This is a genomic window from Bradyrhizobium sp. WSM1253 (assembly GCF_000244935.1).
Lineage (GTDB): Bacteria > Pseudomonadota > Alphaproteobacteria > Rhizobiales > Xanthobacteraceae > Bradyrhizobium > Bradyrhizobium canariense.
In genome coordinates this window covers 5,694,075-5,717,739 of sequence record NZ_JH600073.1, presented here as the reverse complement: position 1 = coordinate 5,717,739, position 23,665 = coordinate 5,694,075, and the positions used below count along the sequence as shown (strand labels likewise).

General features: G+C 58.8%; 25 protein-coding genes and 1 pseudogene. 3 read left to right on the top strand and 23 right to left on the bottom strand.

Annotation, left to right across the window (positions count from 1 at the left end):
* Positions 1–397: 397 nt before the first annotated feature.
* The 5 genes from BRA1253DRAFT_RS28285 to BRA1253DRAFT_RS28270 form a co-directional block, all read right to left on the bottom strand.
* Positions 398–1,150 (bottom strand): energy-coupling factor ABC transporter permease, encoded by a 753-nt coding sequence (locus BRA1253DRAFT_RS28285; protein ID WP_007600065.1) that lies wholly within the window; start codon positions 1,148–1,150, stop codon positions 398–400.
* 1,561 nt (positions 1,151–2,711) lie between these two features.
* The gene (locus tag BRA1253DRAFT_RS28280) at positions 2,712–3,242 is read right to left on the bottom strand and encodes a hypothetical protein (protein WP_245285976.1); all 531 of its coding nucleotides are present in this window, start codon (positions 3,240–3,242) and stop codon (positions 2,712–2,714) included.
* 572 nt (positions 3,243–3,814) lie between these two features.
* Complete coding sequence (locus tag BRA1253DRAFT_RS41855) at positions 3,815–4,111, bottom strand: ferredoxin family protein (protein ID WP_007600062.1); 297 nt, start codon at positions 4,109–4,111, stop codon at positions 3,815–3,817.
* Between the two features lie 40 nt (positions 4,112–4,151).
* Positions 4,152–5,459 carry an FAD-binding protein gene (locus BRA1253DRAFT_RS28275; protein WP_007600053.1) on the bottom strand — a complete coding sequence of 436 codons (1,308 nt, stop codon included), beginning with the start codon at positions 5,457–5,459 and terminating at the stop codon, positions 4,152–4,154.
* Positions 5,460–5,470: 11 nt separating this feature from the next.
* Entirely contained in the window at positions 5,471–6,586 is a 1,116-nt protein-coding gene (locus BRA1253DRAFT_RS28270; RefSeq protein WP_007600052.1) for an electron transfer flavoprotein subunit alpha/FixB family protein, read from the bottom strand.
* Between the two features lie 423 nt (positions 6,587–7,009).
* Between BRA1253DRAFT_RS28270 and BRA1253DRAFT_RS44590 the strand changes: the two genes are divergently transcribed.
* The gene (locus tag BRA1253DRAFT_RS44590; RefSeq protein ID WP_198288265.1) at positions 7,010–7,597 is read left to right on the top strand and encodes a hypothetical protein; all 588 of its coding nucleotides are present in this window, start codon (positions 7,010–7,012) and stop codon (positions 7,595–7,597) included.
* 136 nt (positions 7,598–7,733) lie between these two features.
* Here BRA1253DRAFT_RS44590 and nifW read toward each other — a convergent pair whose 3' ends face one another.
* The 4 genes from nifW to nifH form a co-directional block, all read right to left on the bottom strand.
* Positions 7,734–8,066 carry a nitrogenase stabilizing/protective protein NifW gene (gene nifW, locus BRA1253DRAFT_RS28265; RefSeq protein WP_007600046.1) on the bottom strand — a complete coding sequence of 111 codons (333 nt, stop codon included), beginning with the start codon at positions 8,064–8,066 and terminating at the stop codon, positions 7,734–7,736.
* Positions 8,067–8,116: 50 nt separating this feature from the next.
* On the bottom strand, positions 8,117–8,293 hold the full coding sequence (locus BRA1253DRAFT_RS43775; protein WP_157158627.1) for a hypothetical protein: 177 nt from the start codon (positions 8,291–8,293) through the stop codon (positions 8,117–8,119).
* A gap of 469 nt (positions 8,294–8,762) precedes the next feature.
* Positions 8,763–9,491, bottom strand: coding sequence for a nitrogen fixation protein NifQ (locus BRA1253DRAFT_RS28255; RefSeq protein WP_007600045.1), 729 nt, complete (start codon positions 9,489–9,491; stop codon positions 8,763–8,765).
* A gap of 66 nt (positions 9,492–9,557) precedes the next feature.
* Positions 9,558–10,448 carry a nitrogenase iron protein gene (gene nifH, locus BRA1253DRAFT_RS28250; protein ID WP_007600043.1) on the bottom strand — a complete coding sequence of 297 codons (891 nt, stop codon included), beginning with the start codon at positions 10,446–10,448 and terminating at the stop codon, positions 9,558–9,560.
* A 530-nt stretch (positions 10,449–10,978) separates the two neighbouring features.
* Between nifH and BRA1253DRAFT_RS28245 the strand changes: the two genes are divergently transcribed.
* Entirely contained in the window at positions 10,979–11,533 is a 555-nt protein-coding gene (locus BRA1253DRAFT_RS28245) for a peroxiredoxin (protein ID WP_007600041.1), read from the top strand.
* Between the two features lie 124 nt (positions 11,534–11,657).
* Here BRA1253DRAFT_RS28245 and BRA1253DRAFT_RS45900 read toward each other — a convergent pair whose 3' ends face one another.
* From BRA1253DRAFT_RS45900 to BRA1253DRAFT_RS28200, 11 genes are all read right to left on the bottom strand, one after another.
* A complete protein-coding gene (locus BRA1253DRAFT_RS45900; RefSeq protein ID WP_256375808.1) occupies positions 11,658–11,780 on the bottom strand; it encodes a hypothetical protein in 123 nt (40 codons plus the stop codon).
* Between the two features lie 1,545 nt (positions 11,781–13,325).
* The gene (locus BRA1253DRAFT_RS28240) at positions 13,326–13,592 is read right to left on the bottom strand and encodes a hypothetical protein (RefSeq protein WP_007600038.1); all 267 of its coding nucleotides are present in this window, start codon (positions 13,590–13,592) and stop codon (positions 13,326–13,328) included.
* A 10-nt stretch (positions 13,593–13,602) separates the two neighbouring features.
* Positions 13,603–13,962, bottom strand: a complete 360-nt coding sequence (locus BRA1253DRAFT_RS28235) for a hypothetical protein (RefSeq protein ID WP_007600036.1) — start codon at positions 13,960–13,962, stop codon at positions 13,603–13,605.
* Positions 13,963–13,973: 11 nt separating this feature from the next.
* Complete coding sequence (locus BRA1253DRAFT_RS28230; RefSeq protein WP_007600034.1) at positions 13,974–14,213, bottom strand: nitrogen fixation protein NifZ; 240 nt, start codon at positions 14,211–14,213, stop codon at positions 13,974–13,976.
* Entirely contained in the window at positions 14,210–14,530 is a 321-nt protein-coding gene (locus tag BRA1253DRAFT_RS28225) for a nitrogen fixation protein NifZ (RefSeq protein WP_007600033.1), read from the bottom strand. The genes BRA1253DRAFT_RS28230 and BRA1253DRAFT_RS28225 overlap by 4 nt, the downstream gene beginning before the upstream one ends.
* Positions 14,531–14,656: 126 nt before the next feature.
* Positions 14,657–14,881, bottom strand: a complete 225-nt coding sequence (locus tag BRA1253DRAFT_RS41845) for a 4Fe-4S binding protein (RefSeq protein WP_007600032.1) — start codon at positions 14,879–14,881, stop codon at positions 14,657–14,659.
* Positions 14,882–14,896: 15 nt separating this feature from the next.
* Positions 14,897–16,450, bottom strand: coding sequence for a nitrogenase cofactor biosynthesis protein NifB (nifB, locus tag BRA1253DRAFT_RS28220; RefSeq protein ID WP_007600031.1), 1,554 nt, complete (start codon positions 16,448–16,450; stop codon positions 14,897–14,899).
* An 859-nt stretch (positions 16,451–17,309) separates the two neighbouring features.
* Positions 17,310–17,534, bottom strand: coding sequence for a putative nitrogen fixation protein NifT (nifT, locus tag BRA1253DRAFT_RS28215; protein ID WP_007600030.1), 225 nt, complete (start codon positions 17,532–17,534; stop codon positions 17,310–17,312).
* Positions 17,531–18,742 (bottom strand): cysteine desulfurase NifS, encoded by a 1,212-nt coding sequence (gene nifS / locus BRA1253DRAFT_RS28210; RefSeq protein WP_007600029.1) that lies wholly within the window; start codon positions 18,740–18,742, stop codon positions 17,531–17,533. The genes nifT and nifS overlap by 4 nt, the downstream gene beginning before the upstream one ends.
* On the bottom strand, positions 18,743–19,036 hold the full coding sequence (locus tag BRA1253DRAFT_RS28205) for a NifU family protein (RefSeq protein ID WP_007600028.1): 294 nt from the start codon (positions 19,034–19,036) through the stop codon (positions 18,743–18,745).
* A 39-nt stretch (positions 19,037–19,075) separates the two neighbouring features.
* A complete protein-coding gene (locus BRA1253DRAFT_RS28200; protein ID WP_007600027.1) occupies positions 19,076–19,396 on the bottom strand; it encodes an iron-sulfur cluster assembly accessory protein in 321 nt (106 codons plus the stop codon).
* Positions 19,397–19,720: 324 nt separating this feature from the next.
* Here BRA1253DRAFT_RS28200 and BRA1253DRAFT_RS28195 point away from each other — a divergent pair, with 324 nt between their 5' ends.
* Positions 19,721–20,311, top strand: coding sequence for a hypothetical protein (locus tag BRA1253DRAFT_RS28195; RefSeq protein WP_007600026.1), 591 nt, complete (start codon positions 19,721–19,723; stop codon positions 20,309–20,311).
* A 231-nt stretch (positions 20,312–20,542) separates the two neighbouring features.
* Here the strand turns inward: BRA1253DRAFT_RS28195 and BRA1253DRAFT_RS45390 are convergent, their stop codons facing one another.
* The 3 genes and pseudogenes from BRA1253DRAFT_RS45390 to BRA1253DRAFT_RS28185 all read right to left on the bottom strand — a co-directional run bounded on the left by BRA1253DRAFT_RS45390 (position 20,543) and on the right by BRA1253DRAFT_RS28185 (position 23,609).
* Positions 20,543–20,821: a hypothetical protein gene (locus tag BRA1253DRAFT_RS45390; protein WP_035994071.1), complete on the bottom strand. Its 279-nt coding sequence runs from the start codon at positions 20,819–20,821 to the stop codon at positions 20,543–20,545.
* A 127-nt stretch (positions 20,822–20,948) separates the two neighbouring features.
* Positions 20,949–21,696, bottom strand: a pseudogene (locus BRA1253DRAFT_RS46265) (Asd/ArgC dimerization domain-containing protein); the annotation flags it as partial.
* 752 nt (positions 21,697–22,448) lie between these two features.
* Positions 22,449–23,609 carry a TlpA disulfide reductase family protein gene (locus BRA1253DRAFT_RS28185; protein WP_007600025.1) on the bottom strand — a complete coding sequence of 387 codons (1,161 nt, stop codon included), beginning with the start codon at positions 23,607–23,609 and terminating at the stop codon, positions 22,449–22,451.
* Positions 23,610–23,665 lie beyond the last annotated feature (56 nt).

Here is a 23,665-nt window from a genome sequence, read left to right as displayed (position 1 = left end):
GAGCGCAGCAGAGCGCTGCCAAGTGGCCAAAGGCGCTCGATCGCAGCAGTGCTAATGTTCCGTAGGTAAGATCGCTCGACAGATGATTCCTCCTGAATCAGCAGCGCACCCCTCCCCTCACCTCCAACCTCGCCCGCGATGCTGTGCGACCCGGCTGCTGCGCTGAGCGAATCGGGCCCGTGCTCCACGTCATTGCGGCAGTCCGCCTCGGCTGCATCGCGCACCGGCAGGACGCACTCCGTCGTGTGCGTCCGCTGATTAGCGACGAGGCAGGCGCAGACGGCCGGCCGCAAGTCGGCGTGATAAGATTTCCCGGTGGCCTTGTCCGAAATGAGCATAAGCTCGGCCGCCTTTCTGGCACCGATAGCAGCAAGCACGCGCCGTCCGCGGTCGCTGCTCACGGCAACTGTAAGGGAAAGCGTATGCATCGCTTGAGCAAAACGGGCGCTCCGACGGCCATCGTTGTTATCAGCGGCAACATGCCTTCTACAGGCGGTTGGCGACAACTCCGCCCGCAGTCACGCCGCCCAACTTGTTTCGCGAGCGCCAGCACAGCCATCTCAACCTCTAGCTGGACGAGGGACACAAGTGCGTAGGAAACCCCGAACCATGCGATGTTATAGAGATTGGCGGCGCCGAAGCCCGCGCCGTAGAGGGCCCAAAACGTGACGCAGACAACGATACCAGACTGATACGCCGTCGAGAGGGCAAGCGCCTTGCTGTACTGCAGATCGCGATGCGCGGTGTTGGACGGGATGAGCCGACTGGCGAGCGCCTGCATCGCAAACAACGGCACCAGAAGCGTCGTGGCATTCATACCAAATTGCGGCAGGTCGGCCGGAACAAAGAGTATGTTTTCCAGCAACAGGCCGAGCGCAAGACCAAACGCAGCCGCCGCCGCGCCGAACAACAGAAACAGCATCGAGCCGGGGACGAAGCGCACCTCGGAGACGCCAACCGCAAAGTGCGGCAGGATCTCGAAGAACATGAACACAAGCGTCGCGGCGATGGCTTGCAGGGCAAATGACAGAGCGCCCCGCTCGCGGATAGCCTCGACCAGAAGCTTGGCGGCGACGCAGCACGTCGCAAGGCCTATGGCGTAGCTCAACACAAGCTTGGCGCCTGTTACTATTCCCGGTTCGATATGCATGGTCCAGGTCCATCTTGCCTTTTTACTCGGGCCTTGTGTGGAGACCGCTCGAAACGGCATTTCAGTTTCCGCACCTGGGTCGACCGCTAACGTCCTGCTTCCGCCATGTCGGACCGGGTGTGCACATAGCCTCCGCTCGGTCTGCGGGACTTCGATAGCAACAGCTATGCCACCCCCGCCACCGCGCTTAAGCCTCTGATTGCGCATTGAAACGTTCCGTCCCCGCAAGGCTCGCCGTGTGAGTTAGCTGACATACTCTGGATGAAATTGGACACACATGGGTGCCCCGTCTTTGCTCAACCTGTGCCGTTTCGAACAATCGTTCTACCTCCCTCCTTGAATCGGAAATCCTGCGGCCGCCGGCGCGAAGACACCCTTTGCACGCGAACTAGCCGAGCGCGGCCGACCGCGCGAGGACCCAAGGGCATTCTCCAGCTGATCGGCGATGCGCTCCTGGTCCAGCAGCGTGTGGCGGGCCGCGCAGCCAGTGCCGAGAAGCCCGACGCACTCTGGGCAAGCCGGCGCTGGAGCGGCTCTATTCGCGCCTGAAAGACGGATACGAATTGAAGGAGCGGCTTGAGATGCTCCAGCGCAAACTGCGGGCCATCTCCGGAACGGCCAACGCGCCGACGGGCATCATCGAGACACGGCGCTCGCTGCGTCTGGACGGGTTATAGTCGTGCTGATCGCGATGGAAGTTGCGATCGGATGCGGTCAGACTATTGCAGCAGCTCAGTGAAGTGCGGCTGGTCACAGCACGCGAGGCGCTTTCCTGGCGTCTGAGCGGGCCTACTAACGTATCAGGCCCGGTAGTTGCGCGGAACACGCTGTTCGGCGCACGCGGCGGCGTGTTTTGGCCAAGCCTTCGCCGTGCTCGTGCACGCGAGGTTCGACGAAATCCCGGTGCGGCTCGCAACCCAGCAAATAGGCGAGGCGACTTCCGGCGCAATTCTCCGGAAATCGATCAACGATCATGAGTGTATGGCAGACGCGCGGCAGAGCGTTCACCCCGACGATCCAGCGTGACCCGAGAAGACCCTTTGTCAGTTTGCGGCGGACCGCCACTGAGCTTGTCCGCTGTTGCCGAGTAGCTCGCGGAATACTTGCCCTTCCCCCGTCGTTCGCCAGCGCGCGGCCAGTGATGACCGGAACAAGGACGGTCGATTTCACCAGAGCGCCTCGCTATGAGCGATCGCCTTTCGCCGCTTTGACACATCGCCGCGGCTCGGTCGACGTCTCCTTCGGTGATTTCCCTTGCTTGGCTGTTAGCGAAAGGCTCCAGGATCGAGGAGCGCAGCGCACCGCGCGTGCTACAACTGAACATGAAAGCTCCGAACCGCGGTCCTCGGGTTGACTAACGCGACGGTCGCCGAGCTATACGCGCTCGGGACTGCCATGGAGCGTGCATGGCAGCTCCGCGTCAGCGATAAACGGACGACAAGGAGCTGCGCCGCGAATTTCAAGCGGTTTTGACCTCGCAAGCAGGCGCCGAGATATCCGACGTCGCTGTTGCCTGTAGACATTCCATCTGCAGGGATTGTCCTCAAAGCGCCCTCGCCACTCACGTGCGGGCGGCAACTTCCCCCAAATCCACTTCTGAACAGAACCCGCCATGGCGATGCTTAGCTGGCTCGTTCAGAAGGCCGGCGAGCCTGAGGCCTTCAAGGACTCCTTCGAGCCGCTGCTCGCGAACGATTGCGGCGAGCAGCGAAACGGCCTCCTCCCGATGGACGGTGAAGCCGACGTCAGGCGCTCGCTGAACCAAGAGGTCCATCAAGGTCGGAAGTTCAGCAACGTGGTCGCGTAAGGTCGAGACCACATCATTGGCGAGATAGGTCGCCAAATCCCCTTTCGCCGGCGGATCAAAGTCCAACTCGACCGCGGCGCGCTTCTCGATTGCCTCTCGTATCAACTCGCGCTGGCTTCGTGCATTCATCGAGAGCATGAACGCCGCATCCGCGAGCTTCTCGCGCGGCAAGCTTCTCAGTTCGACTATGCGAGCCTGGATGTCGCCAATCGAACTCTCACGCCCTGCATCTGCTCGCCACGCGTTAGCTCCTGCCCTGCTCTTTTGTACCCGAACCATCGTCATGCTCTCCGGCGGACGATATATCCCGGCGATACAGCGGAATGGAAGTGCAAAGTTGTGTGGTGCATGCGCGCAGTCCGCCTGACGAACGCGGAACCGGCGGTCGCGCGAAGGACTCAGAATGCGCTATTTTCGTGATGCGCTCGTGCTTTTCTAGTCTACAAGGCGCGGGATGGCATGTTGTCGGGTCGTGGCTACGGCGAGCGAAGGCCTGCTTCCAACATTCCGTCAGTAGGTGATAAGCAGCGAGCCGGTGGCGGCGGGCGGATCACCGCCAACCTTCCAGGGAGGACGAAACCGGCCAGATATTCCGGAAGACAACCAGACCGTTGACCAGATCCGAGACGGACGACGTTGCGTTTGCACCCTTGCTTCGGATCCGCTCGCTTTGGCTATGTTCGGGAATATTATAGCGGAAACCGAAAACTGCGTTTGTCCACATGCAAGGGCCCGCCGGGTAGATGGAAAGATTGGGACACCGGTTGAACGTGACCGGGTTAACGCCGATTTCACGCGTGATTTAGTTGCATCGCGAGAACGACGTAGCCGCCGTGGCAGGGCTCTCACCCGAAGTTTTAACCGAACTTGAATAGGACACCGTAACCGCCGCGTGGGTAACTCCACTCGATATCACCACTTTCTTCGCAGATCACCCTGCAGGTGCCGCATTCGATACACCCGTCGACTGTCACCTCAACATGACCTTTATCGCTGAGCTCGTAGCACCGTGCAGGACAGGCCTTCAACATCGACAAGAGCCGCGAGGATGGCGTGGTGTGCGGACGCACCTTGATATGGGCACGGCCGGAATCGACAAGATAACGGTTGTAGAATAGTTTATCCTCGACACGTTGGGATGGCTCGCTCGGCATTGTTTCTGGCTCCGTCGTTCGTCGTTGTCTTAGGTTTGAATCACCGCCAGGCTCGGGCAATGCGCAGGGCATCGCTAAACAGCCCACTCCAAGACCGCGCCTTGATGAACGAGCTCAGCATCAGCTTCTCTTTCTCGAGCTTTGGTGTGCCGTCGACGCGCACGTAATCCTGCATCGCCCTGGAGAAGAGCTGCGGATATGTGAGAAAGAAGTTCTGCGAGTGGGTATGCATGAGTGCCGGCATATCCTTGTACTTCTTCAGGTCCTTGATCACAAAAGAATCAGTTAGCATTTTCTTGTAAAGTGAAAGATTTTTGGCCGTCATCGGATCTTTTCGCGATCTGATAAGGCAGATCGCTTCCGCCGCGATACGGCCCGACGTCATCGCCAAATTGGACCCCTCGCGATGGATGGCGTTGTTAAGTTGGGCGGCGTCTCCGACGACCACCCAGCCCTCCCCGCAAAGCTGCGGGATTGCCCTGTACCCACCTTCGGGGATCAAGTGCGCGGAATATTCCTTGACCTCCGAACTTTCGATGAGCGGCGCGACGGATGGGTGACGCTTGAAACCCTCGAGCAGGCCGTAAGGCGTCTCGCCGGTACGCTGGAAGTCGGCAACAAGACAGCCAATACCGAGCGAGATGCATTCCTTGTTGGAATAAATGAAGCCCATACCGGTCATGCCGCGGGAGATGGTTCCGACCGCTTCGATGACGAGCCCCTCGTCGCCTTTGAGATTGAAGCGAGCGTCGATTGTCTCGCGTGACAAAAAATGCATCTCCTTAACCGCGAGTGCGACCTTGTCCGGTTTCGGCCGCCCTCTTAAGCCCGCGCCCGTCCCGAGCACTCCGTTCACCCCCTCGGCCAGCACGACAACATCTGCATGGATTTCACCCCCATCGCGGTCTGTGCGCACCCCGACGACCCTGCCATAGGAATCCTGGAGGAGCTCGGTCACCGTGGTCTCGCACAGCACTGTAGCGCCGGCGTCGCGGACCTTCTGCGACAACCATTTATCGAACTGGGCGCGGATGATGGTGTAGCGGTTCGGCTTCTCCTCGTTGAAATCATCGGATCGATAGTGAATCCCGGTGTGCGAACGCTCGTCCAGGATCCAGAAGCGTTGCTCGACTAGATGCCGCTCAAGCGGCGCATCTTCTCGGAAGTTCGGGATCAGCTTCTCCAGCATGTCGGCATAAAGGATGGCCCCTTGCACGTTCTTCGACCCGGAATACTCGCCGCGTTCCAACTGCAGCACTTTCAGCCCCCGCTCGGCCATTGTAAGCGCCGCCGCGTTCCCGCCCATGCCAGCACCGACGACGATGGCGTCGAATCTTTCCTGAATCATAACAAGCTCCCCTAGCCAGCGATGCGGTCGTGCGAGTGCGGCGATAGCTGCGCGCGGAATGCAGAGGTCAATGCCGGCAACAGTCGAATAGCGTCGGTGACGATGCCGATATGGGCGAAGTCGAAGATCGGAGCGTTCTTGTCAGTGTTGATGGCAACGATGAGGTCGCCGCCCTCCACGCCGACGCGATGCTGGATAGCGCCGGAAATGCCGGCCGCGATATAGAGCTTTGGCCGGATGGTTTTCCCGGTCTGGCCGATTTGTCGGTCCGAGGTGGCCCAGCCCTTCTGGACCAGCGGCCGCGAGCAGCCATATTCGGCGCCAAGCACGTCCGCGAGCTGGTGTACCAGTTGGAAATTTTCAGGCGATCCCAGACCGAGCCCTCCAGCGACGACCACGTCGGCATAGGCAAGGTTGGACTTTGTAGAATCGCGGTCTGGCAGGAATGACAGGACCTTTGTGACGATATCTTCTTCTACAAGCCCGAGCGGATGCGAGATGACGCGCGAGACGGCGCCTTTCACGCGCTTGGGCATCGGCATCACGCGCGGACGGACGGTTGCCATCTGTGGACGATAATTGAGTGTGTAGATCGTGCACAACAGTGAGCCGCCAAACGTCGGCCGGGTCGCTGCAAGCGAGCCGTCGGCATCGACATCGAGCTCGGTGCAGTCGGCAGTTAGGCCGGTGAGCAGTGTGGTGGCCACTGAGCCGGCGAGATCACGGCCGAGTGTTGTTGCCCCTAGGAGTAGGATTTCCGGCTTATAAGTGTTGACCAGCTCTGACAGGGCCTTCGTATAGGACTGGTTGCGATAATCGGCCAAGAGATTGTCCGCGACGATATATGCGAGGTCGGCGCCGTAGCAGAAGGATTCGGCGACCGCCTGCTGCGTTGTCTCCCCGACCGGGCCGATGACAACCGCGGCGAGGTCAACATTGAGCTTGTCGGCGAGCCGGCGGCCGGCCCCCATCAGCTCCCATGAGACGGGGTGCACAACCCCGCGTTCCTGCTCGATGAAAACCCAGACGTGCTTATACGGCTTAAATCGCTCGGGCAGTTCCCTCTTGGTCGCCGCGCGACCACCACCCGCGGCCGGAGCTGCACTTTTCGGTGCGGTGCTCATCATCTGTACTCCCATTCGCATTCAGTAGCGGCTCGCCAGCGGCGCATGCTCCGCCTCCAGGTTGGAATTTGCGCTTGAAGATCTCTTCAGTTAAGCGTCGGGCCGGATGCCGGCCGGCATCGCGACAGCACCGCGTGGCAGCAGCGCGGGGCCGACACAGCCGTTGCTGGATCTTGACGACGAGCCCGGAAGCATGCGCTTCCGGTTCGTTCCGGATGCGGCATTCTGGGACGACGGTTTGGTTCCCGGCACTGCTAAGGCACCGACCGGGCCGGTCACGCGTGCCGATCGATTGGTCCTCCTCATTTTAGAGATGCAACCGAGGTGCAACAGATCGAGGACCTGCGAGGGGCTCGGCTGGTACGATTGTCGGCCGCGTCGTTGCCGGTGGAAGCGCGATCTCATTGCTCCGAGTGCGCTTGTTTCTTGCCGATCATAGCGACAGGCCCGCAACTCCTGGCGAGGACAGGAGGGGCGGCGCTCAAGGCGCCCGGTCAACAGCGCCGCACGGCCGGCGTTGTTGAGCAACGGCTCTCCCCGCGAAACCTCGGCCACGGATCGGCCAACGGGGGCGCACGAATCAAACGCACCTTTCAGCTCAGCCAGGTATGCGACCATCGCTTTGGCGTCGCGACGCATTATGGTGCCGGCAGGCAGCGCGCGCGAACCTGCGCGGCTTCAAAAATACAATCGATGCGGACCAAGACGTGCATGCGCTGCTCCAGACTAGCTGAGCATATGTCAGCAATTGTCGTACCAATTGCGCAGGCGATGAAAATTGACCGCTATTTCACAATCTTACTGAAGAACGAAGTCGGATTGGCGGCCTCTCACGAGGTCGAAACATTCGAGATCGTACTGACTCGTGTCCGGAATGCGACAGAAGACACTCATCTGAACATTGCTGAGTTTTCCGCGCAACATGTGCGGTCCCGCTGCCGGCACATGATTGCAGGAGATAGCTACACCTGCGTACCAGCTCGAAAGGATGGAAATATCGGCGGTGAATCGTGATTGGCCCCTAAGGAGCCGTGGTGATGAACTGCGGATCCGCGAGGGCAACTGCAACTTTCCGCTTGAATTCGAAGCCATGGCTTGCTGTGAGGCTCTTGGGACCTTCACGGTCCAGAGCACGACATATAAGCTCAATTCACTCCAACAAATCGAGCTGGACCAATGCGGGATGCTTGTTCGCTTGTGGTGCGGTCGCATCCTTTAGCACCTTGAATACGCGCTGTTCGATCGGCGAGGACGTGACGAAGTCGGCATAGGCGCGCTCAAGCGTGGCCCTGCAACGCGCGGCGATCTCAGGATCAGATGCACCGGTCAACTCCTCGCCTGCGAGATATTGGCCCATGCGGCGCAGGATATGAAGCCGCGCCACATCGACGATTTTCGCATCGTACTCGACGCCGAGCAGTGCAAAAAAATCCTCTGCCGCAGAGGCCTTGTTCAATCGTGCAAGGATCCCATCCGTCGTCATTCTCAACCTCCATCTCGATCCGCGCCCAGAAACGACCAGGCTGGAATGTTTCAACCCGATCGCGCGACGCGCGTGGCTGATTCGCTGGTGACGAGCGAGCTCTCGTGAATGTCGCGCCAGATCGCCACCACCGTTTCCTGCGCAACCAGACCTTGGTGCTCGATGGCATGCTTGCGGACGGGCGCGGAGATGGTTTCGCTTTGCTCGGCGCCGAAAGAAAGTTGCACGACAGCAGCAAGGTGATCGCGGCGAACCCTGAATGCTTGCCATTACAATCCGGAGGGAGCGCTCGGGCGGCCCCGAGTCGAGCCCTTCGTAGCTGCGCCGGGCCCTTTAACAGCCCGTGGACGTGGATGCCGGATTCATTGGTAAAGACATGCTCGTCGACAATCGCCTTGTTAAGCGGCACGGTACGGGACGCAGGGGCTGTACCGACGACCGCGGTTTTTTCCAGTTCGGATAGCAGCACGCCGGTATCACCGCAACGGAGCTGTCTGAGTGCGACGGCAACTTCCTTCAGCGGCGCATTGTCGGCTCCTCGAGCTATCAACCCACGATCATCAGACGCCGCCTCGACCCTAGGTCGGGTGCGCGCAATCGTTCGCCCCGACCTGTTTACACCCTCCATGCGACAGGTGGCCGAAAGCTCGTAGGATATACCCGCAATGGCGCCAAAGAGGGGTATCAATAATGAACTCAGCCTTTCAAGCTTGGGACGGCTTGGACGGCGTCATCAAGGCGGCGCAGATGATCCCGCCGACGTCCGGCCATCCGGCTCTCCCCGCTCTCTTCGCCGAAGCAAAGATCAAAATCATTGCATTCCGTGCAGACCGGCGTGGTACACATCACCAGGCCGTCATCTTCGCATAGCATGCGATAGAAGAAGCGCTTCCAGCGCATGTTCTTCGTATTGCGAGCCGCCAGCGGCCCGAAATGGCGCATGAGGACACGGGACAATTCATCCCGCTTCCGCAGGCCGAGATCTTCCCACAAGTGATTAGGCTCCATGGCGCGCCGCGCGATCATCGTCGCGAGCCAGCCGCCAACCTCGCCACGAGTGGAACGTTGCGCAAGCAGGAGGTCGCGTACCATAACTGTCTCGTCAGGCGCCGGTAAGGCGGACTGATCGCGCCAGGTATAGCTCCTGACCGGGGTGGATGGGAAGTATTGCACCAACAGCGCATTGAGCTCCTGGTTGGTCAAGCCAGCCCGCTCGGGAAGTTGGCCGCCATCCATGGCTGATGTGGCCAGAATGCAAGCGAGCACATGGTGATCGAAGTCATCATTGTCGCTGATGTCGACTTCTGCCGGATGGCGCCCGGTCAGAAGCTGGTAGAGCTCACTCGCGTCGCGCTGCTCGGCGGCGTGAGCTACCGATACGCGAGATGAGATCGTGTCGGCCGTTTTTGCTTGTGTGCCGATCATAACTTTCGCACAGCTTCTGAGTGGACGATGTCGGCCTTCCCGGATCGAGAAGGCCGACAACATGAACTATGCCGAAATAGCGGCAAGCTCGGCAGCGGTCTTGCCGACCTGGCTCTCGTCGACGGGCTTGATGATGCCGTGCTCCATGAGCATATCTTCGAGCTCGTCCATGCTGATTGGCGTCGGGATAGCGCCTTGTCCGGCATTATTGTGGATCTTGGTCGCGAGATTGCGATAGTGATCCGCCTGCTTGGAGTCCGGCGCGTATTCCAGCACGGTCATTCGGCGCAGCTCCGCGTGCTGCACGACATTGTCGCGCGGCACGAAGTAGATCAGCCGGCTGCCGAGCTTCTTGGCAAGAGCATCGGCAAGCTCCAGCTCCTTGTCGGTCTGCCGCTCGTTGCAGATCAGGCCGCCGAGACGCACGCCGCCGGAATTCGCATACTTCAGAATACCCTTCGAGATGTTGTTGGCGGCATACATCGCCATCATCTCGCCGGACATCACGATGTAGATTTCCTGTGCCTTATTCTCACGGATAGGCATCGCGAAGCCGCCGCAGACGACGTCGCCGAGCACGTCGTAAGAGACGTAGTCAATGTCCTCATAAGCGCCATTCTCTTCCAGAAAGTTGATGGACGTGATCACGCCCCGTCCGGCGCAGCCGACCCCCGGCTCCGGACCACCGGACTCGACGCATCGAATGTCCCTGTAGCCGAGCTTGATGACGTCTTCGATTTCGAGGTCCTCGACGCTGCCGGCATTCGCCGCCAGGCTCAGAATGGTGTCTTGCGCTTTGGCGTGCAGGATGAGGCGAGTCGAGTCCGCTTTGGGATCACAGCCGACGATCAGAATCCTTTGGCCCAGCTCAGCAAGGGCCGCCAGCGTATTTTGCGACGTCGTCGATTTGCCGATGCCACCCTTGCCATAAAACGCGATTTGTCTCAGCGAAGACATGTTGCTCTCCATCAACCGATTGCTAATTTTTCGCGCCGAATGCGCGAGCCTGTTTCTCTCGTAGAAACCATGGGCACACGAGTTTCGGGAAGGAGGCCATCGCTCGCCATCAGCGTCGGCGTGCCCTCAGCCCTCGCTCGTTGTTGCTCCATCCAGTTAGCAACTGGCGTGCCATTTCCTTCGCACCTGCATTAAGCCTCTGATAACCCTCGACTAACAGCGTGGACTCGGACGCCAGCGTGCTGTGGCGGACCGGACAGCTGCAAGGGCTCTGACAGAAACCCGACAAAGCCTCGGCGCTCGGATTCCACTGCGAGCGCCGGCCAAGGAGCACAAACGGGAAATCCCGCGCCTTACGCCCGAGACAATTGAGGAGACGACATGTTGCAGATCTGGGCTCGAGGACGTCGCCAACATCAAAGGCGAATGTTCCACGAGGGCATGGCGGGCACTTGCCGCCAGATCGGGTGGCATATTGCTTGCTCAGTCGCTGAAGGCTGTTCCGTGAGACCCGATGTTGTGAGGACAATATGCTTGGAATTGGAAGTAAGTTGCCGCCGTTCGACATCATAGGCGTGAAGCCCGGCTTTCACCTGCAGGAGGAGGACGGGCAAAGCGCTTTCGAGACGCTGACTGAGAGAAGTTTCCCCGGCAAATGGAAAGTCATCTTCTTTTACCCGAAGGATTTCACATTCGTCTGCCCGACCGAAATCGCCGAGTTTGCCCGCCTGACGAAGGATTTCGCCGATCGCGACGCAATCGTGCTTGGTGGGTCGACCGATAACGAGTTTTGCAAGCTCGCCTGGCGGCGTGACCACAAGGACCTGCACCGTCTATCCATCTGGCAGTTTGCCGACACCAAGGGCGCACTGGTCGATGGCCTTGGAGTGCGCTCGCGTGATGGCATCGCACATCGCTATACCTTCATCGTCGATCCTGAGAACACGATCCAGCATGTCTACGCGACTAGCCCCAATGTCGGCCGCAGCCCCACCGATACGTTACGTGTTCTGGATGCGATACAGACTGATGAGCTCTGCCCTTGCAACCGCGAAATCGGCGGCGACACGCTTAAAATTGCCTGAGGCAACATATCGATCGTGCAGTTGGACGAGCGTTCCGGCCGCGGGACGTCAGACGCAATCGTTCTTCGATGATTTCAGGTGAGACGATGCTGCCGCAACACTGCTAGCGAGTGCGACCCGCAATTCAGTTCTCTTTACCGGTCATGAACTCTGACGCCGCCGCCGCGATATTCGCGCGGCGGTCGCGGCGGCGATATCCACGGTCTCGATCACGACGATGAACATCGTTCACGGCCGCTTTGCTCACCTCACATCATCCGAACACAAGCGGATGCCGGCGCGGCTGCCCATGAACATACAAACGCTTGTACGCTTCTGCGCCTGCCGGACGCACATCTCCCGCCGGAGTTCCTTATACTTCGTCGTGGGCCGGACCGCGGTCTCTTTTGTCTGCGGCTTACCGGCATGCAACTTCAAGGGGTCGATCCAGCGCCCACGGGTCGGAAAGAGGGTACCAATCTCTCCTCTTGGGGCATTCTAGGTTTCAGTCGCCGCGCCTTGAGCAGGGTGGACGCAGCGGCAGATGGCTTAGCGGCGAACGAGGTGTGCCTGCCGTCGATCGACGCGCTCGCACACCGTATTTTCCGGGCCCGGCAAATCTATATTCAGCGCCTAAGCAGCACGTTGCGACGAGCGATTCGCTTGAGTCGCTGATTGAACACGACAATCGGTCGGGTTTAGGTCAAGTAACCGGATCGACGGAGAAACCGGTCAGCTCGTTCGCCGCACGACCTAACCGTCGGCGCCGAGCCTGAGACGATCAACTGGCCGGCAATCGCACGCCGCCTGACGATCTCGATCATCACGCCGGTCGATTTCCGAAGCTGAATCCCATCTCAGCGCTGGTGGCCCAAGCCAATCCCCAAGGTAGACGCTTTCTGCCTTAGGGAGCCTTCGGATCGCTTCATAAGCTTTGAAACTCTAGCTACAGGGGTGCGGGCCCTTGAGTGCGCCTTGAGCAGCTTGACCTCGTCCTTACTATATTCTTTGCGCTTGGTGCTTTTCGCCACGTCATGTTCTCCGATTTCGCTTTGCACATCTATCTGCAGCGCCTTGTTTTTGAAAACCGCCGCAACTGCTTCCCATTACCATATCAATGACCATCGGCAACTATTCAAGCTGGCTTTTATCTTCCAGATAAGAACATGAACTACACGCGAATTTGTTCTCTGTCCTTCTGTATCTTTGTCCGCGTGACAAACCCGATTCCCGACGCACGCCAGGCGGTTCAACATGGAAGCACGCTATCGAGACAGGGATGATCGTTTCGGTCCTTCAAAAAACAACTCGAAAGCGCTTCTTGCTTAAATACATCAACTTCACTCAAGAAGACGTTTCGCAGAGCAATATTCAGGCGTGGAGTAGCGCTGGATCGGCCAGGACGATCGTTGTGCTCCCGCGCATGATAAACCGGCCTTCACGAGTGTATGGCGTTACCGCGCGAAGAACGAACGTCCTCTCATACCTGCTGGGGTTCTGCGGAACTAGGTCGAGTAGTCACAAATGCGAATCCTGCGACGGCTGAGGTTTTCTTCGTCAGCAGATCGAGCACGGCTTGCTCTTCCTCATTTGACCGCCGCAGTATTCTTGATCGAAGGGGCCACGTAGAGATAGCCAGGAAATTCCATCCCCAGCGAACAAGATGCGAAACCATCGCCTGCCCCATGTCATGGACCCGATGAACGAGCGAGCGACCTGATCGTGATGTTTCGCCAGGCCGGGCACGACGGCATGGCAAACAACCCGCGGGCCTAGCGCCCTGTGAGCCTGGCACCGGCAGGCGATTGCTTGATCACGACATGGCAGAGCGCTTGGCCAGCACAATGCCGCTGGCGCGCCGCGGATCATTCGTGATCTGTGCACATTGATCTCCGCAGTCGAGTAAATGCAGGTCGAACTGGCCAAACCGGCGGAACGGAGTGTGCGTCATGTCGGAGGCGTTGCAACAAATCCAGGCAAGATGTGGAAATTTCTGCCGGAGCGTCAGGCAAGGCTCAGAGCCTGTGTCAATAGCGGCGAGCGTCTGCTCGATCATGGTCAATTCGCCTTGGCGCACCATCCACAAATCCTCATCGCCAGAATAAACGTTCAGGATCGGCATTCAGAACCGTTGTCGCCAAGCCAAGCCGTTGATGGGTCGAATGCCACTCCCAGACGTCCTTACCGTGATCTTTGCGGAACAGCTGCCATGCCGCCCCCGTCCTGTCGTGGCGCAGCAGCGCGATCTCGACGAGGCCGCCCTCCGCATTGATATTGCCTGAGCAACACGGGCTCTCGACTAGATAGCCGCCAGGAACCGCAGTCACCTCTGGCGAGACATATCGATAGCGCTCGCGCTTCGTGAGTGCGCGCACGATTCGCCACCGGTCGAGCTCGTTGGGATGGGCAGGCAAGCCGGCATGATGTCTTCTGATGATTGCCGCGTTCATTGCGCAATCTCCTAGAGTGCAGAGATTTCTGCCTCGATGCAGCCAACCACCAACTGCTTGCCGAAATCGACCATATAAATGAATAGGTTCGCTTCCGTATGGCGACCGATCTGGACGATCTCACCAACGTGCCCGACGCTGACCAGACACTCTTCCGGCGACGCGTCGGGAAAGGAACCGTCGTTGAGCAGATCTATCGCCGCCTTGACACGTTGGCCTGACTGGTATCTTGGCAGTCTTGGTTCGATCATCGGGATGCCGCTCCTGGCAAGGAAGGCTCCTCGCCTTCGCGGCTTCGCCTGACTAGATCGAGCTCCTTGCCTTTCATGCCGACGCGATAGCCGGAGCCGAGGAATTCGACCCCATAGATATAAAATTGTTGTAGGAACGTGCCGATCGAGACGACATAGCCAAGCTCACCTTTCTTGACCAGAACCTCACCAATCTCCTTGCCCACATAAGTGCCGTCGTTGCGGATGGTGCGGTTGGCCCGCACCTTGTCGCCATAGTCAAACAAGGGGGCGTCCGTCAGCTCGACGATCTCACTATCGCGGGCGATGTTGCTCATGCTGTCGTCCCCGTTCCACAGTTCGATACAACGTCTCGCACAGCCGCGGCCGCCGCCCGTCAATGCGGAGCATCAACCGCCCGAGTTTCTGAACCGCTAGTGTTGTCATGACATCCATCGTGGCCCTCAAGCAGGCTCCTGGTGACGCGGCAGCGCCGCGTCGAGCACGCATGTATTGTCAACGGGGCAAACCGCCACGCATTGTGGCTCGTCAAAGTAGCCGGCGCACTCGGTGCATTTCTCAGGATCAATCAGGAAAACGCCGGCTCGCTCGGAAATAGCGAGGTTCGGGCATTGCGTTTCGCACGCCGAACAGCCCGTGCATTGCGACGCGATGATCTTGAACGGCATTACTTGAACCCATCCTCAGGCGGCGGAAGTCAGCGCGTTGGAGCGGGCCGCTGCATCGACCCTTTCAACGTGATGGATCTTCCCCTCATTGACTTTATCGAGATAGAGTTTGAACCAGGCGGTGACCGAGCCATCGATGAACTCGCAGCCGTACCGATCGACCGGCTCTATGCCGGCCTTGATCAATTCGGCCTTCGGGCAGCCGCCGATCTTTGACACGAATATGGCGTGGCAATCCTTGATGGCGCCGATGGCCATTTCGAGCTTGCTGTCCTCGCCATGACCACCTTGGCAATAGGAATGGATTGCTCGATGACAAACGTATTTTGCGCCTGAAGTCGAGAGCTCGTAGACCTGGAACTCCTTGGCATGACCGAAGTGCTGGTTGATCAATCCCGAGCCCTTGGTTGCAACCGCCACCAGCACCTTGATTTCGCTGGACGCGCTGGCGAGCCGCGCAAGCGCCTCCTGCTTGGCCACAAGGTTCGCGGTGCGCGCCTTCTCAACCTTAGCCTGATACTCCTTCCGGGCCTGCTCGTCGTATTTGATGTCCATCGCCATGATTTTTTCCATGGTGAACTCCGCGCCGCGGTCCTCCCCGAGCAGTCCGACGGCGTCGGCCCGGCACTGGCGACAGTGACGCATCATGTTCATCTCGCTTTCGCAGCTATCCTGCAATGCTACCACTTCCTGTGCAGTCGGGCCGCGTTGCCCCCTGAGGCCGAAGACGGTCCCATGCTCCGGCGACGATATCAGCGGCATCACGTTATGCAGGAAGGCGCCGCGCGACTTCACGGCCTTGTTAACATCGACCAGATGCTGATCGTTAATCCCCGGGATCATCACCGAGTTGACCTTGCACAGGACGCCGCGCGCGGTGAGCATCTCCAGCCCTTGGAGCTGTCGATTGCTGAGTATTCTTGCGGCTTCAATGCCGGTGCAGCGCTTGTGGCCGTAAAAGATCCACGGATGGATCTTTGCACCAATTTCGGGGTCGATCATGTTGATCGTGATCGTCACGTGGTCGACCTTGAGTCTCGCGATTGTGTCGACATGATCGGGTAGCGCAAGGCCGTTCGTCGAGAGGCACAGCTTGAGATCTGGCGCGAGCCTATTGACGAGCTCGAATGTCCTGAATGTCTTGTCCGGGTTCGCGAGCGGATCGCCAGGACCGGCAACGCCGACCACGCTCATCTGAGGGATCGCGGAAGCGACCGCCAGCACCTTCTTGGCGGCCTCAATCGGCGTCAACTTTTCACTGACAATGCCAGGACGCGATTCGTTAGCGCAATCGTACTTACGATTGCAGTAATTGCATTGGATATTGCAGGCGGGTGCGACGGCGACATGCATGCGGGCATAATGGTGGTGCGCCTCCTCGCTGTAACACGGATGGTTCTTCACCTTTTCCCAGATCTCAATTGGCAGATTGGCGATGCCAGCCTGAGATCCGCAGCTTGCCTTACCGCTGCCACCGATCGTACCGCAGCCCTTGTGCGTCGCCATGACTTGCATGGTCTCGCTGATCTCGCCGCCGCAGGATACCTGGTGTTGCGCTGAAGTACTCATTGTTCCAATTCTCTTCGCAAGCCGAACCCTTTCGGCAAGCATCCCCAGAGTCTTTCTGGAAAGGCAAGAGCAACTGGCGTGCCATTCCTGCAGGATGAATTTAACAGTTCGCTTTCAAGCACTTAGCTACGCCCTGGTCGATTGTTAGCTTTATCAATTCATGTTGGAAAGCTGACAGGGGTTGCGATCACAACAGCGCTGACACCATTGTTTTGAGGCCCGGCAGGCTTTCAGCTATGGCTTCGGCAAACGGCAGGCGGGTGGCGTCGTTTGAAAGTTGATCTTTCGTCAGAACGTGACGCCTAGGCAAAGCACAATCCGCAAAAGACGTCCGGGGCGCTTTCAAGGACAGGTTGATAAGGCGAGCCTAGAAGCAGAGAAAGCAGTCCTGTGACTGACCTATGCCATGGAAGATCACGCGGACCCCTGCGTGATGCTCCGGAAGGGCATTGTCAACCAGGTGAAGAGAAACGCCCGCTCGCCAGGGTCAGGGATCATCACGAAGGTTGATACTTCTGAGCCTGCGATCTGGGCCGGCGCGCGACTCAACCATTCAAAGCTGAACCTTATGGAGTCCAGCCATTGGCCTGACGCTGTTAAGACGCGCGGAATGCAACGAGCGGCCTGGCGGCCGCCGAACAGGGGAGGTCGCGAAGGCCTCCCCCACCAACGCCATCCCGCTGGCCGGATGCCTCGATGCTGCGCCCCGGCCAAGATACTGCCTTTGGCAGCGCGCGGCAGCACGATCTTGGTTCCGAACAAGGCTGCATGGGCTGTCGCGTTGACCGGTACGCGCTCACCGCGCCCGCCAAGACTTCCCTGGACATCCCGGTTTGACGACGTCCATAGACACGGAGTTTCATTTTTCGGTTGCTTCGCCGCCGCGCTTCTTGGCGTTTATGGTGATTGGTAGGGTGGTGTCGCTCGCCATCGCCGGTAGGTCGAGCACCCAGCCGTTTGCGATTTTAATCCAACCACCCCACAGCGTCTCGTGCTCCCAGCCGACGATCGGCTCCTCAAGATCTTTCTTGGGTACATAAATCGAAAGGCCTGTCTCAGGCGAACGACGAATCATGACCTTCATAGGGGCTCTGCAGGTTGCGAACTCTCGCCCGCACGCTCCTGACACGCACGCAACAGGGCTCTCTGTTCGGAAGTAATGTGCGCGAGGACTTGCAGCACACGATCGATCTCATCCAGCGCCGTCTCTCGCGAGAGCGAGAAGCGAACCGCACCGCGCAAAAACGCCGGCGCTACTCTCATCGCGCGCAGGACATGGGACGGCTCCATCGAGCCGCACGCGCAGGCTGAACCGAGGGAGGTGGCAATTCCGTCACGATTCAGGTGGTGGACGATGGCCTCCGCTTCGAGACGCTCGAAGGCAATGTTAGAGGTATTTGGCAGGCGGTTTTTGATATCACCAAGCACGATGCAACCGCCGAGCGCGAGAATGCCGCGCTCCAGCCGGTCGCGAAGGGCGCAAATCTGGATCTGATCTTGTATGAGGTGTGCCGCCGCGAGTTCCGCCGCCTTGCCGAGCCCAACAATGCCTGGGACGTTTTCGGTGCCAGCGCGGCGACGCCGCTCTTGCACGCCGCCGAAGATCAGCGGCCGGAACTTAATGTCCTTGCGGACATACAGCGCGCCGATGCCCTTCGGACCATGGAGCTTGTGGCCGGAGAGCGACAGCATATCGATGTCCGTCGTCTTCAGGTCAATGGGAATCCGCCCGACGGCCTGGACTGCATCCGTGTGAAAGAGCGCGCCGACTGAGCGCGCCATCTTGGCGAGGGACTTCACCGGAAAGATCGTACCGGTCTCATTATTCGCCCACATGATCGAGGCGACTGACGTACGCTCCGACAAGGCATTGCCATAACTCTCGATGTCCAATCGACCGCTTGCATCGACCGGAATGACATGGATCTTGATTCCTCGTCGGCCCAGCTCCTCGGCAAGAGACAGCACGGCCGAATGCTCAACGGCGGTTGTGACGATCTCGTCGCGTCCTTCCTGCACGGCGAGCGCGGACAGGATCGCAGTGTTGTCAGATTCCGTCGCGCCGGAGGTGAAAACGATTTCGTGATCGAATGCCGCGCCAATGAGAGCCTGCACATTTCGGCGCGCCTGCGTCAATGCGGGTGCAACCTCAATGCCGAATGCATGCCCGGACGACGCATTGCCGAATTGCCCAGAGAAGAACGGCAGCATCGCGGCGACCACCAAAGGATGTGCAGGGGTCGTGGCGTTATTGTCCAGGTAAATCGGACGCACGGAGAGTTCGCTCTGCATTTAAGCCCTCACTTTGGCAGCTCCGGGGAACGGGATCAGGCGGGCAAACTTTCCGAGCCGCTCGATCAGGCGCGCCTGAATAGCCGCGAGCGTCGTGCCCGCAAGCTTGCATACCCTGCAAGCGCCGGTTAGCCCGACCATGATCTTGTCGCCGTCTATTGCGACGAGCCCACAATGTCCCCGATCGCGCCTGAGGCTTGGCCGACTCTCATCGAGCACGGCGCGGACAATCCGCTCGCGATCGGAAGGCTCGATAGTCCGAGACTGCTTCGTAGGTTCAGCCTTCAGGCCCATGTTCGATGCTCATTCCATTGCCAAGCGTACCAAGGCGACTCAGCTGAACGATTTGCCGCATGAACAGCTCGATTTGGCATTTGGGTTATCGAAGCGGAATCCTGATCCTTCGAGCGACACCACGAAATCGATCGTGGTGCCGTTGAGATGCGCCCGGCTCGCGTTGTCGACAAAGACTTTAATCCCGCCCTGCTCGAACACGGTCTCATCGGAGCTTGGCTCATGAGCAAGACCCATTTTATATGTGAATCCCTGGCAGCCGCCGCCTTCGATCATGATCCGCAAACCGGTTGCCGGCTGCGCTGTCGAGGAGATTGCGGCCTTCAGTGCGTTGATGGCGCTATTCGTTAGGTTGATCATCTCTGGCTCGTTCTCAGTTCTCTCGCAAAGCACAAATGGCAAATCCCATGCCAGTCGAGATGCAGATGAAACCAGCTTCTATTGCAGAGGCCCACCATTCGATTTGCGACCTGTCGGGTTCGCGACAGGCGGTTTTCCGGCAGCAGGATGTCATGCGTGCGAGGCCTCGTGATGGTGACAGCAGGTATCCCCGCAAATCGCGCCAAGCCGCCGTTTACGCTCTACGTCGCTGCAGACATCGCGGACGGCAAACAACTTGCAGGAAGGTAGGGGCACGTCGCATTGGGCGACCCGTGCACACCACAAATTGATGAGGAGACTTCCATGACCTCAATCGACAACACCGCTCTTGGCCCGCTGGACAAGGAGGGGCGATTGCTGAATGCGGTGCTTAAGAGTGAAACAACGAAGTCCGGGCGATTTGGGTTTCGAGGCGACATCGCGCTGAAGTTCCAAGCCCAGCTCGCCGACGAAAAACGACCGCCGGATTATTCCATCGAACAAGTTCTTGCAATTGCACAAGAAGGCGAACCAGCCATCCCAGTCCTTGCCGGATATCTGCATTCTTTCGCTTATCTACCCGAGGCCGCGAAGGTGCTGGATGGCAGGCTGAGCCCCAACGGCAGCTATTTCATCTTCTGCAACAACATTGATCTGCTCGCGAAGTACCTCACAAAAATAGGCGACATCACCTTCCGCATTCTGCCTTGCAACGAATCAACCGTATGGAAGGAGATGATGGACCTCGCCGGCATTGACAAGAACGACCTCAAGAAGCTCGGTACCGCCGCGAGGCTCGACTACTTGCTTGATGCGGCCAAGGAAATCGATGGATCATACACGGAGATCTCATACGAGGACGGCCTAGCCAAAATGGAGCCGGTGAAGAACAGAAGCGAAAACCGCCCAGTCTGAGGCATCGCCTCAGACCCCTTTTCTCGCCAGCTCGACAGTCCGCCGCAAGGAGATTCACTGCAAACGCTTCGCCTGCGGCGGGCTCTTTCAAACCTTGGCCATGCACTTCCGGCCCAGCTTTTCGAGCAGATGACAGGCCCACTCTGCTGGTCGTGTGTTGACCAACAGCACTGTCGTCATCACGCTGAGGCCGGCTTACCGCGACGGTCCGACCGAGCGGGTCTATCGTGATCAGGACATTCCAAATCTGACCGGTTCATGGTCGCGGTCACACTTCAAAGGCTGATCGACGGTGTGTGGATTGGCTTTGGCGTTGCGCTCCAGGCCTTTGCCGGCCTGAGATGTCGCGCGAGGAGCGATCACTATGCTGATGTTCACGGAAGGGCCGCCGGTGATCCGGACATTCCGGGACTGCGCGATGTCCGTGCTGCGGAAGCCGGCGGCATCCGCGACTGCAGCGACCACGGCTGGATGCAGAACTCGCGCCGACCCGGATGCGCGGTAGCGCACGTGCGAAATCGCCCGATAGAATCCGGCGCAGGGAGTGTGGAGGACGGAGTGGTCGCCAAAAGGGGTGGAGGTGCTGGCAACTGTGTAGCAGTGCCCGAGTTCCCGTCGCGGTAATCAGCAGCACCCGCGACATCGGATGCCCTGAGGGATCGCTGAGGTCCTTGTGGATGCGGCCGACCAGAACATCACCCTGGCCAGCGGCGGCGATTGGTATCGGACCTCGTTTTTGGTGCGGTCGGACGACCTTCACGCCGGGCGCTTGCGCCATGAACGGGCGCACATGCTCCTCGCTGATCGGCTTCTCGCATTCGAAGTTGATGGGCGCGCAGCACGGGTACGCGGATGCAGGTCACACCAGTCACGATTATCCCGTCCGAGAAGATCTTGAAAGTTGGCAATTGAGATTGACACGCGTGAATTTCAGGAACCTTTTCCTTCGCAGCGGCGCCGGCCCCGCTGGTGACCCGCTAAGTTGCGCTTATCACGCGCTTGATGCGATTCTTCTGGTGCGATGATGCCCTTGCGGTCGCGGACGCGGCCGCATTGATCTCGAGGATCACCAGCGGCAGGTTCGGATCCATTCGGAAAGCGGAGGAGTTGTCGACCACGACAGCGCCTGCCCTGACCGCGATCGGCGCGTCCGTTTTGGAGATGCCGTTGCCGTCCGAGAACAGGGCGATGTCGTCAGCTCCTCGATCACGACGCCCTTGCTCCAGAACGACATCGTCTTGCCGGGCGAGCGGGAGCTGGCCAGCGCTTCAGCCTGCCAAAGCGAAAGCCGCGGCTGTCCGTGGAGGCGAGAATTCGGCGCCCCCCCGCCGCCGGTGACCGCCGACAATCGCGAGCACGGGATCGTTACTCACATTTTCCTCCATTTCCGTTTGAGCATGATCTGGTCGGAAACTCGGATTCCACTCTTCCGGATCAGCCTCTGCAGACAACAAAAAAGTGCGGGACCAATGGCGGCGGGGCTTCGGTAGAGCTGGTGCGTTCAGTGGACGAGTAGGCGCGCATGCCTCTCCGGGCCCCGAAGGCCGTGGTGGTCTTGGTCGCGCGTTTGGTGATCGTGAGCATGACCGCTACTTGTGCGGTATGCTTCGCAAGAATTGATGTTGAAGAGTTACTGATCGATGGTTTGAAGCATTCGAGATCCGACACTCTCAAGTCGCCTTCAGCATTTTCTGAACCGACCACCTCCTTTTTTTAAGAACAACACGTTCTGTTCATTATGCTAGCCCAATAGAACATGGGATCGACGTCTGGGGCGGCGCAACCGGTAGGAGACTGCCAGATCGAACCTCGATGCTGCATTTAAGTTCTTCGAAGGGGCGGTTTGTGCCGGAAACGGCAAACATAACTGCGTGAGTAATGCTCGATGTGAGTAGCAGATCGATAGTGTCGAGCTACAAACCTGAGTATGTAAAAACGGCGGAGCCGGCATCCCTTGAATACAAGCACTAACGAGACACCCAGCAACGAAGAGCCGCAGGGCGTGGCATCGCTCGTTGTCGGCCAGGTTTTCCTTGTGGCCTGCGTGTCGCAATCGCCCTGAATGATTCTGCTGGTGGCGAGCGATTCGAAGGCGCTAATTGGGCCCGATGGTGCGTCTTCTGATTAACATTTCTCTTCATGTCTCCTCCTGCGGCTGGACGTTGGGAGCCCCAGGAGACTTCTCTCGCGGAACCGAACAAGATCCGCCGCAAGAAACCTTCTCGTCCCTGTAGTTGGCCAAGGCTTGGAGCAGCCGTGGCATATAATACTTCTTCGCACGCTCCGCTGGCAATTCCGGCATAGCTTTCGGATCGTCTAGCCACGTCATCGCCCGCTCGATCAGCTCGATCGCATGTTGCTTGTCACCACTCTCGTGGTAGTACTGAGCGACCACCATATAGGAAGAGCAGTTGAGGCCGCCGAAGGCCTGCCCAGGATTGAGGATATGTTCCGAAACATCCCTGCCGATCGCAAAGCGTTCCGCACGCGGGAGGTGCGTGTTGTCGTTCTCCGCATCAAAGAGTTGCCTCATCGCGCCAACCAGCGCACTCAAAGCCTCTGACTGTGTCTCAATCGCATCTCGAACCAGTTGGCGTAAGACCTGGAAACCAGTCGCCGTGTCGCGCATTTTGTGAAGCAACAGATGCGCATGAATCTCCCGGAAGTGGAGATTGTCCGGCGTCGCGGCAATGCCCTCTTCGACGGCTAATAGCGCTGTCGGCCAGTCCTTTGCTTCCATCGCCGCTCCAATTCTCCGGTGCATTGAGCGTTCGCGCGCTAGGCGCTGGCCTTCCGCAATCCGTTTCGCATCAGCGAATTTAGCTTGATAGCTGCTGCGCCAAGTGCCGTTTATTATTTTCGGCAAGACGTCGTCGAGTGTGATCGGATGACCGATATAGGCAATGTGGCCGTCGCGATCGACGACGAACGATGTCGGAATCCCAACAGATGAGCTGGCATCCATCCAAAGCTTGTTCATTTCGCCCGTACTGTCGAACCCGATTCGATAGTTCAAATTTGAGAACTTCTCAGTCAACCATACGTCCAGCTTGGTACGAGCCTCATCCGCCGTTGGTGCTTGTTCGCTAGCCGCGACTCCGACGACCTCAAGCCCCTCGTCTTTGTATTTTGCTTGCAGCTCAATGAGATGGGGCATCGCCTCCTCACATGGACCGCACCAACTTGCCCAAAATTCGACGATGTACACTCCCCCTGGCTGGAACTTCGTAAGGGGGGCGCCACGCAGCCAGTTCTCGACTTTGAGCGAAGGAGCCGGGGTCGCCATGCACAGCACCATCTCTTCTCCAAAGTCAGTTGTTGCGAGAGCTTGTCTTTACACTGAGTTAGCAATCA

Coding starts and splice junctions, on each gene's coding strand:
- BRA1253DRAFT_RS28285 (WP_007600065.1), bottom strand. CDS start 1,150: ATGCATATCGAACCGGGAATAGTAACAGGCGCCAAGCTTGTGTTGAGC.
- BRA1253DRAFT_RS28280 (WP_245285976.1), bottom strand. CDS start 3,242: ATGACGATGGTTCGGGTACAAAAGAGCAGGGCAGGAGCTAACGCGTGG.
- BRA1253DRAFT_RS41855 (WP_007600062.1), bottom strand. CDS start 4,111: ATGCCGAGCGAGCCATCCCAACGTGTCGAGGATAAACTATTCTACAAC.
- BRA1253DRAFT_RS28275 (WP_007600053.1), bottom strand. CDS start 5,459: ATGATTCAGGAAAGATTCGACGCCATCGTCGTCGGTGCTGGCATGGGC.
- BRA1253DRAFT_RS28270 (WP_007600052.1), bottom strand. CDS start 6,586: ATGATGAGCACCGCACCGAAAAGTGCAGCTCCGGCCGCGGGTGGTGGT.
- nifW (WP_007600046.1), bottom strand. CDS start 8,066: ATGACGACGGATGGGATCCTTGCACGATTGAACAAGGCCTCTGCGGCA.
- BRA1253DRAFT_RS28255 (WP_007600045.1), bottom strand. CDS start 9,491: ATGATCGGCACACAAGCAAAAACGGCCGACACGATCTCATCTCGCGTA.
- nifH (WP_007600043.1), bottom strand. CDS start 10,448: ATGTCTTCGCTGAGACAAATCGCGTTTTATGGCAAGGGTGGCATCGGC.
- BRA1253DRAFT_RS28245 (WP_007600041.1), top strand. CDS start 10,979: ATGCTTGGAATTGGAAGTAAGTTGCCGCCGTTCGACATCATAGGCGTG.
- BRA1253DRAFT_RS28240 (WP_007600038.1), bottom strand. CDS start 13,592: ATGGTGCGCCAAGGCGAATTGACCATGATCGAGCAGACGCTCGCCGCT.
- BRA1253DRAFT_RS28235 (WP_007600036.1), bottom strand. CDS start 13,962: ATGAACGCGGCAATCATCAGAAGACATCATGCCGGCTTGCCTGCCCAT.
- BRA1253DRAFT_RS28230 (WP_007600034.1), bottom strand. CDS start 14,213: ATGATCGAACCAAGACTGCCAAGATACCAGTCAGGCCAACGTGTCAAG.
- BRA1253DRAFT_RS28225 (WP_007600033.1), bottom strand. CDS start 14,530: ATGAGCAACATCGCCCGCGATAGTGAGATCGTCGAGCTGACGGACGCC.
- BRA1253DRAFT_RS41845 (WP_007600032.1), bottom strand. CDS start 14,881: ATGCCGTTCAAGATCATCGCGTCGCAATGCACGGGCTGTTCGGCGTGC.
- nifB (WP_007600031.1), bottom strand. CDS start 16,450: ATGAGTACTTCAGCGCAACACCAGGTATCCTGCGGCGGCGAGATCAGC.
- nifT (WP_007600030.1), bottom strand. CDS start 17,534: ATGAAGGTCATGATTCGTCGTTCGCCTGAGACAGGCCTTTCGATTTAT.
- nifS (WP_007600029.1), bottom strand. CDS start 18,742: ATGCAGAGCGAACTCTCCGTGCGTCCGATTTACCTGGACAATAACGCC.
- BRA1253DRAFT_RS28205 (WP_007600028.1), bottom strand. CDS start 19,036: ATGGGCCTGAAGGCTGAACCTACGAAGCAGTCTCGGACTATCGAGCCT.
- BRA1253DRAFT_RS28200 (WP_007600027.1), bottom strand. CDS start 19,396: ATGATCAACCTAACGAATAGCGCCATCAACGCACTGAAGGCCGCAATC.
- BRA1253DRAFT_RS28195 (WP_007600026.1), top strand. CDS start 19,721: ATGACCTCAATCGACAACACCGCTCTTGGCCCGCTGGACAAGGAGGGG.
- BRA1253DRAFT_RS28185 (WP_007600025.1), bottom strand. CDS start 23,609: ATGGTGCTGTGCATGGCGACCCCGGCTCCTTCGCTCAAAGTCGAGAAC.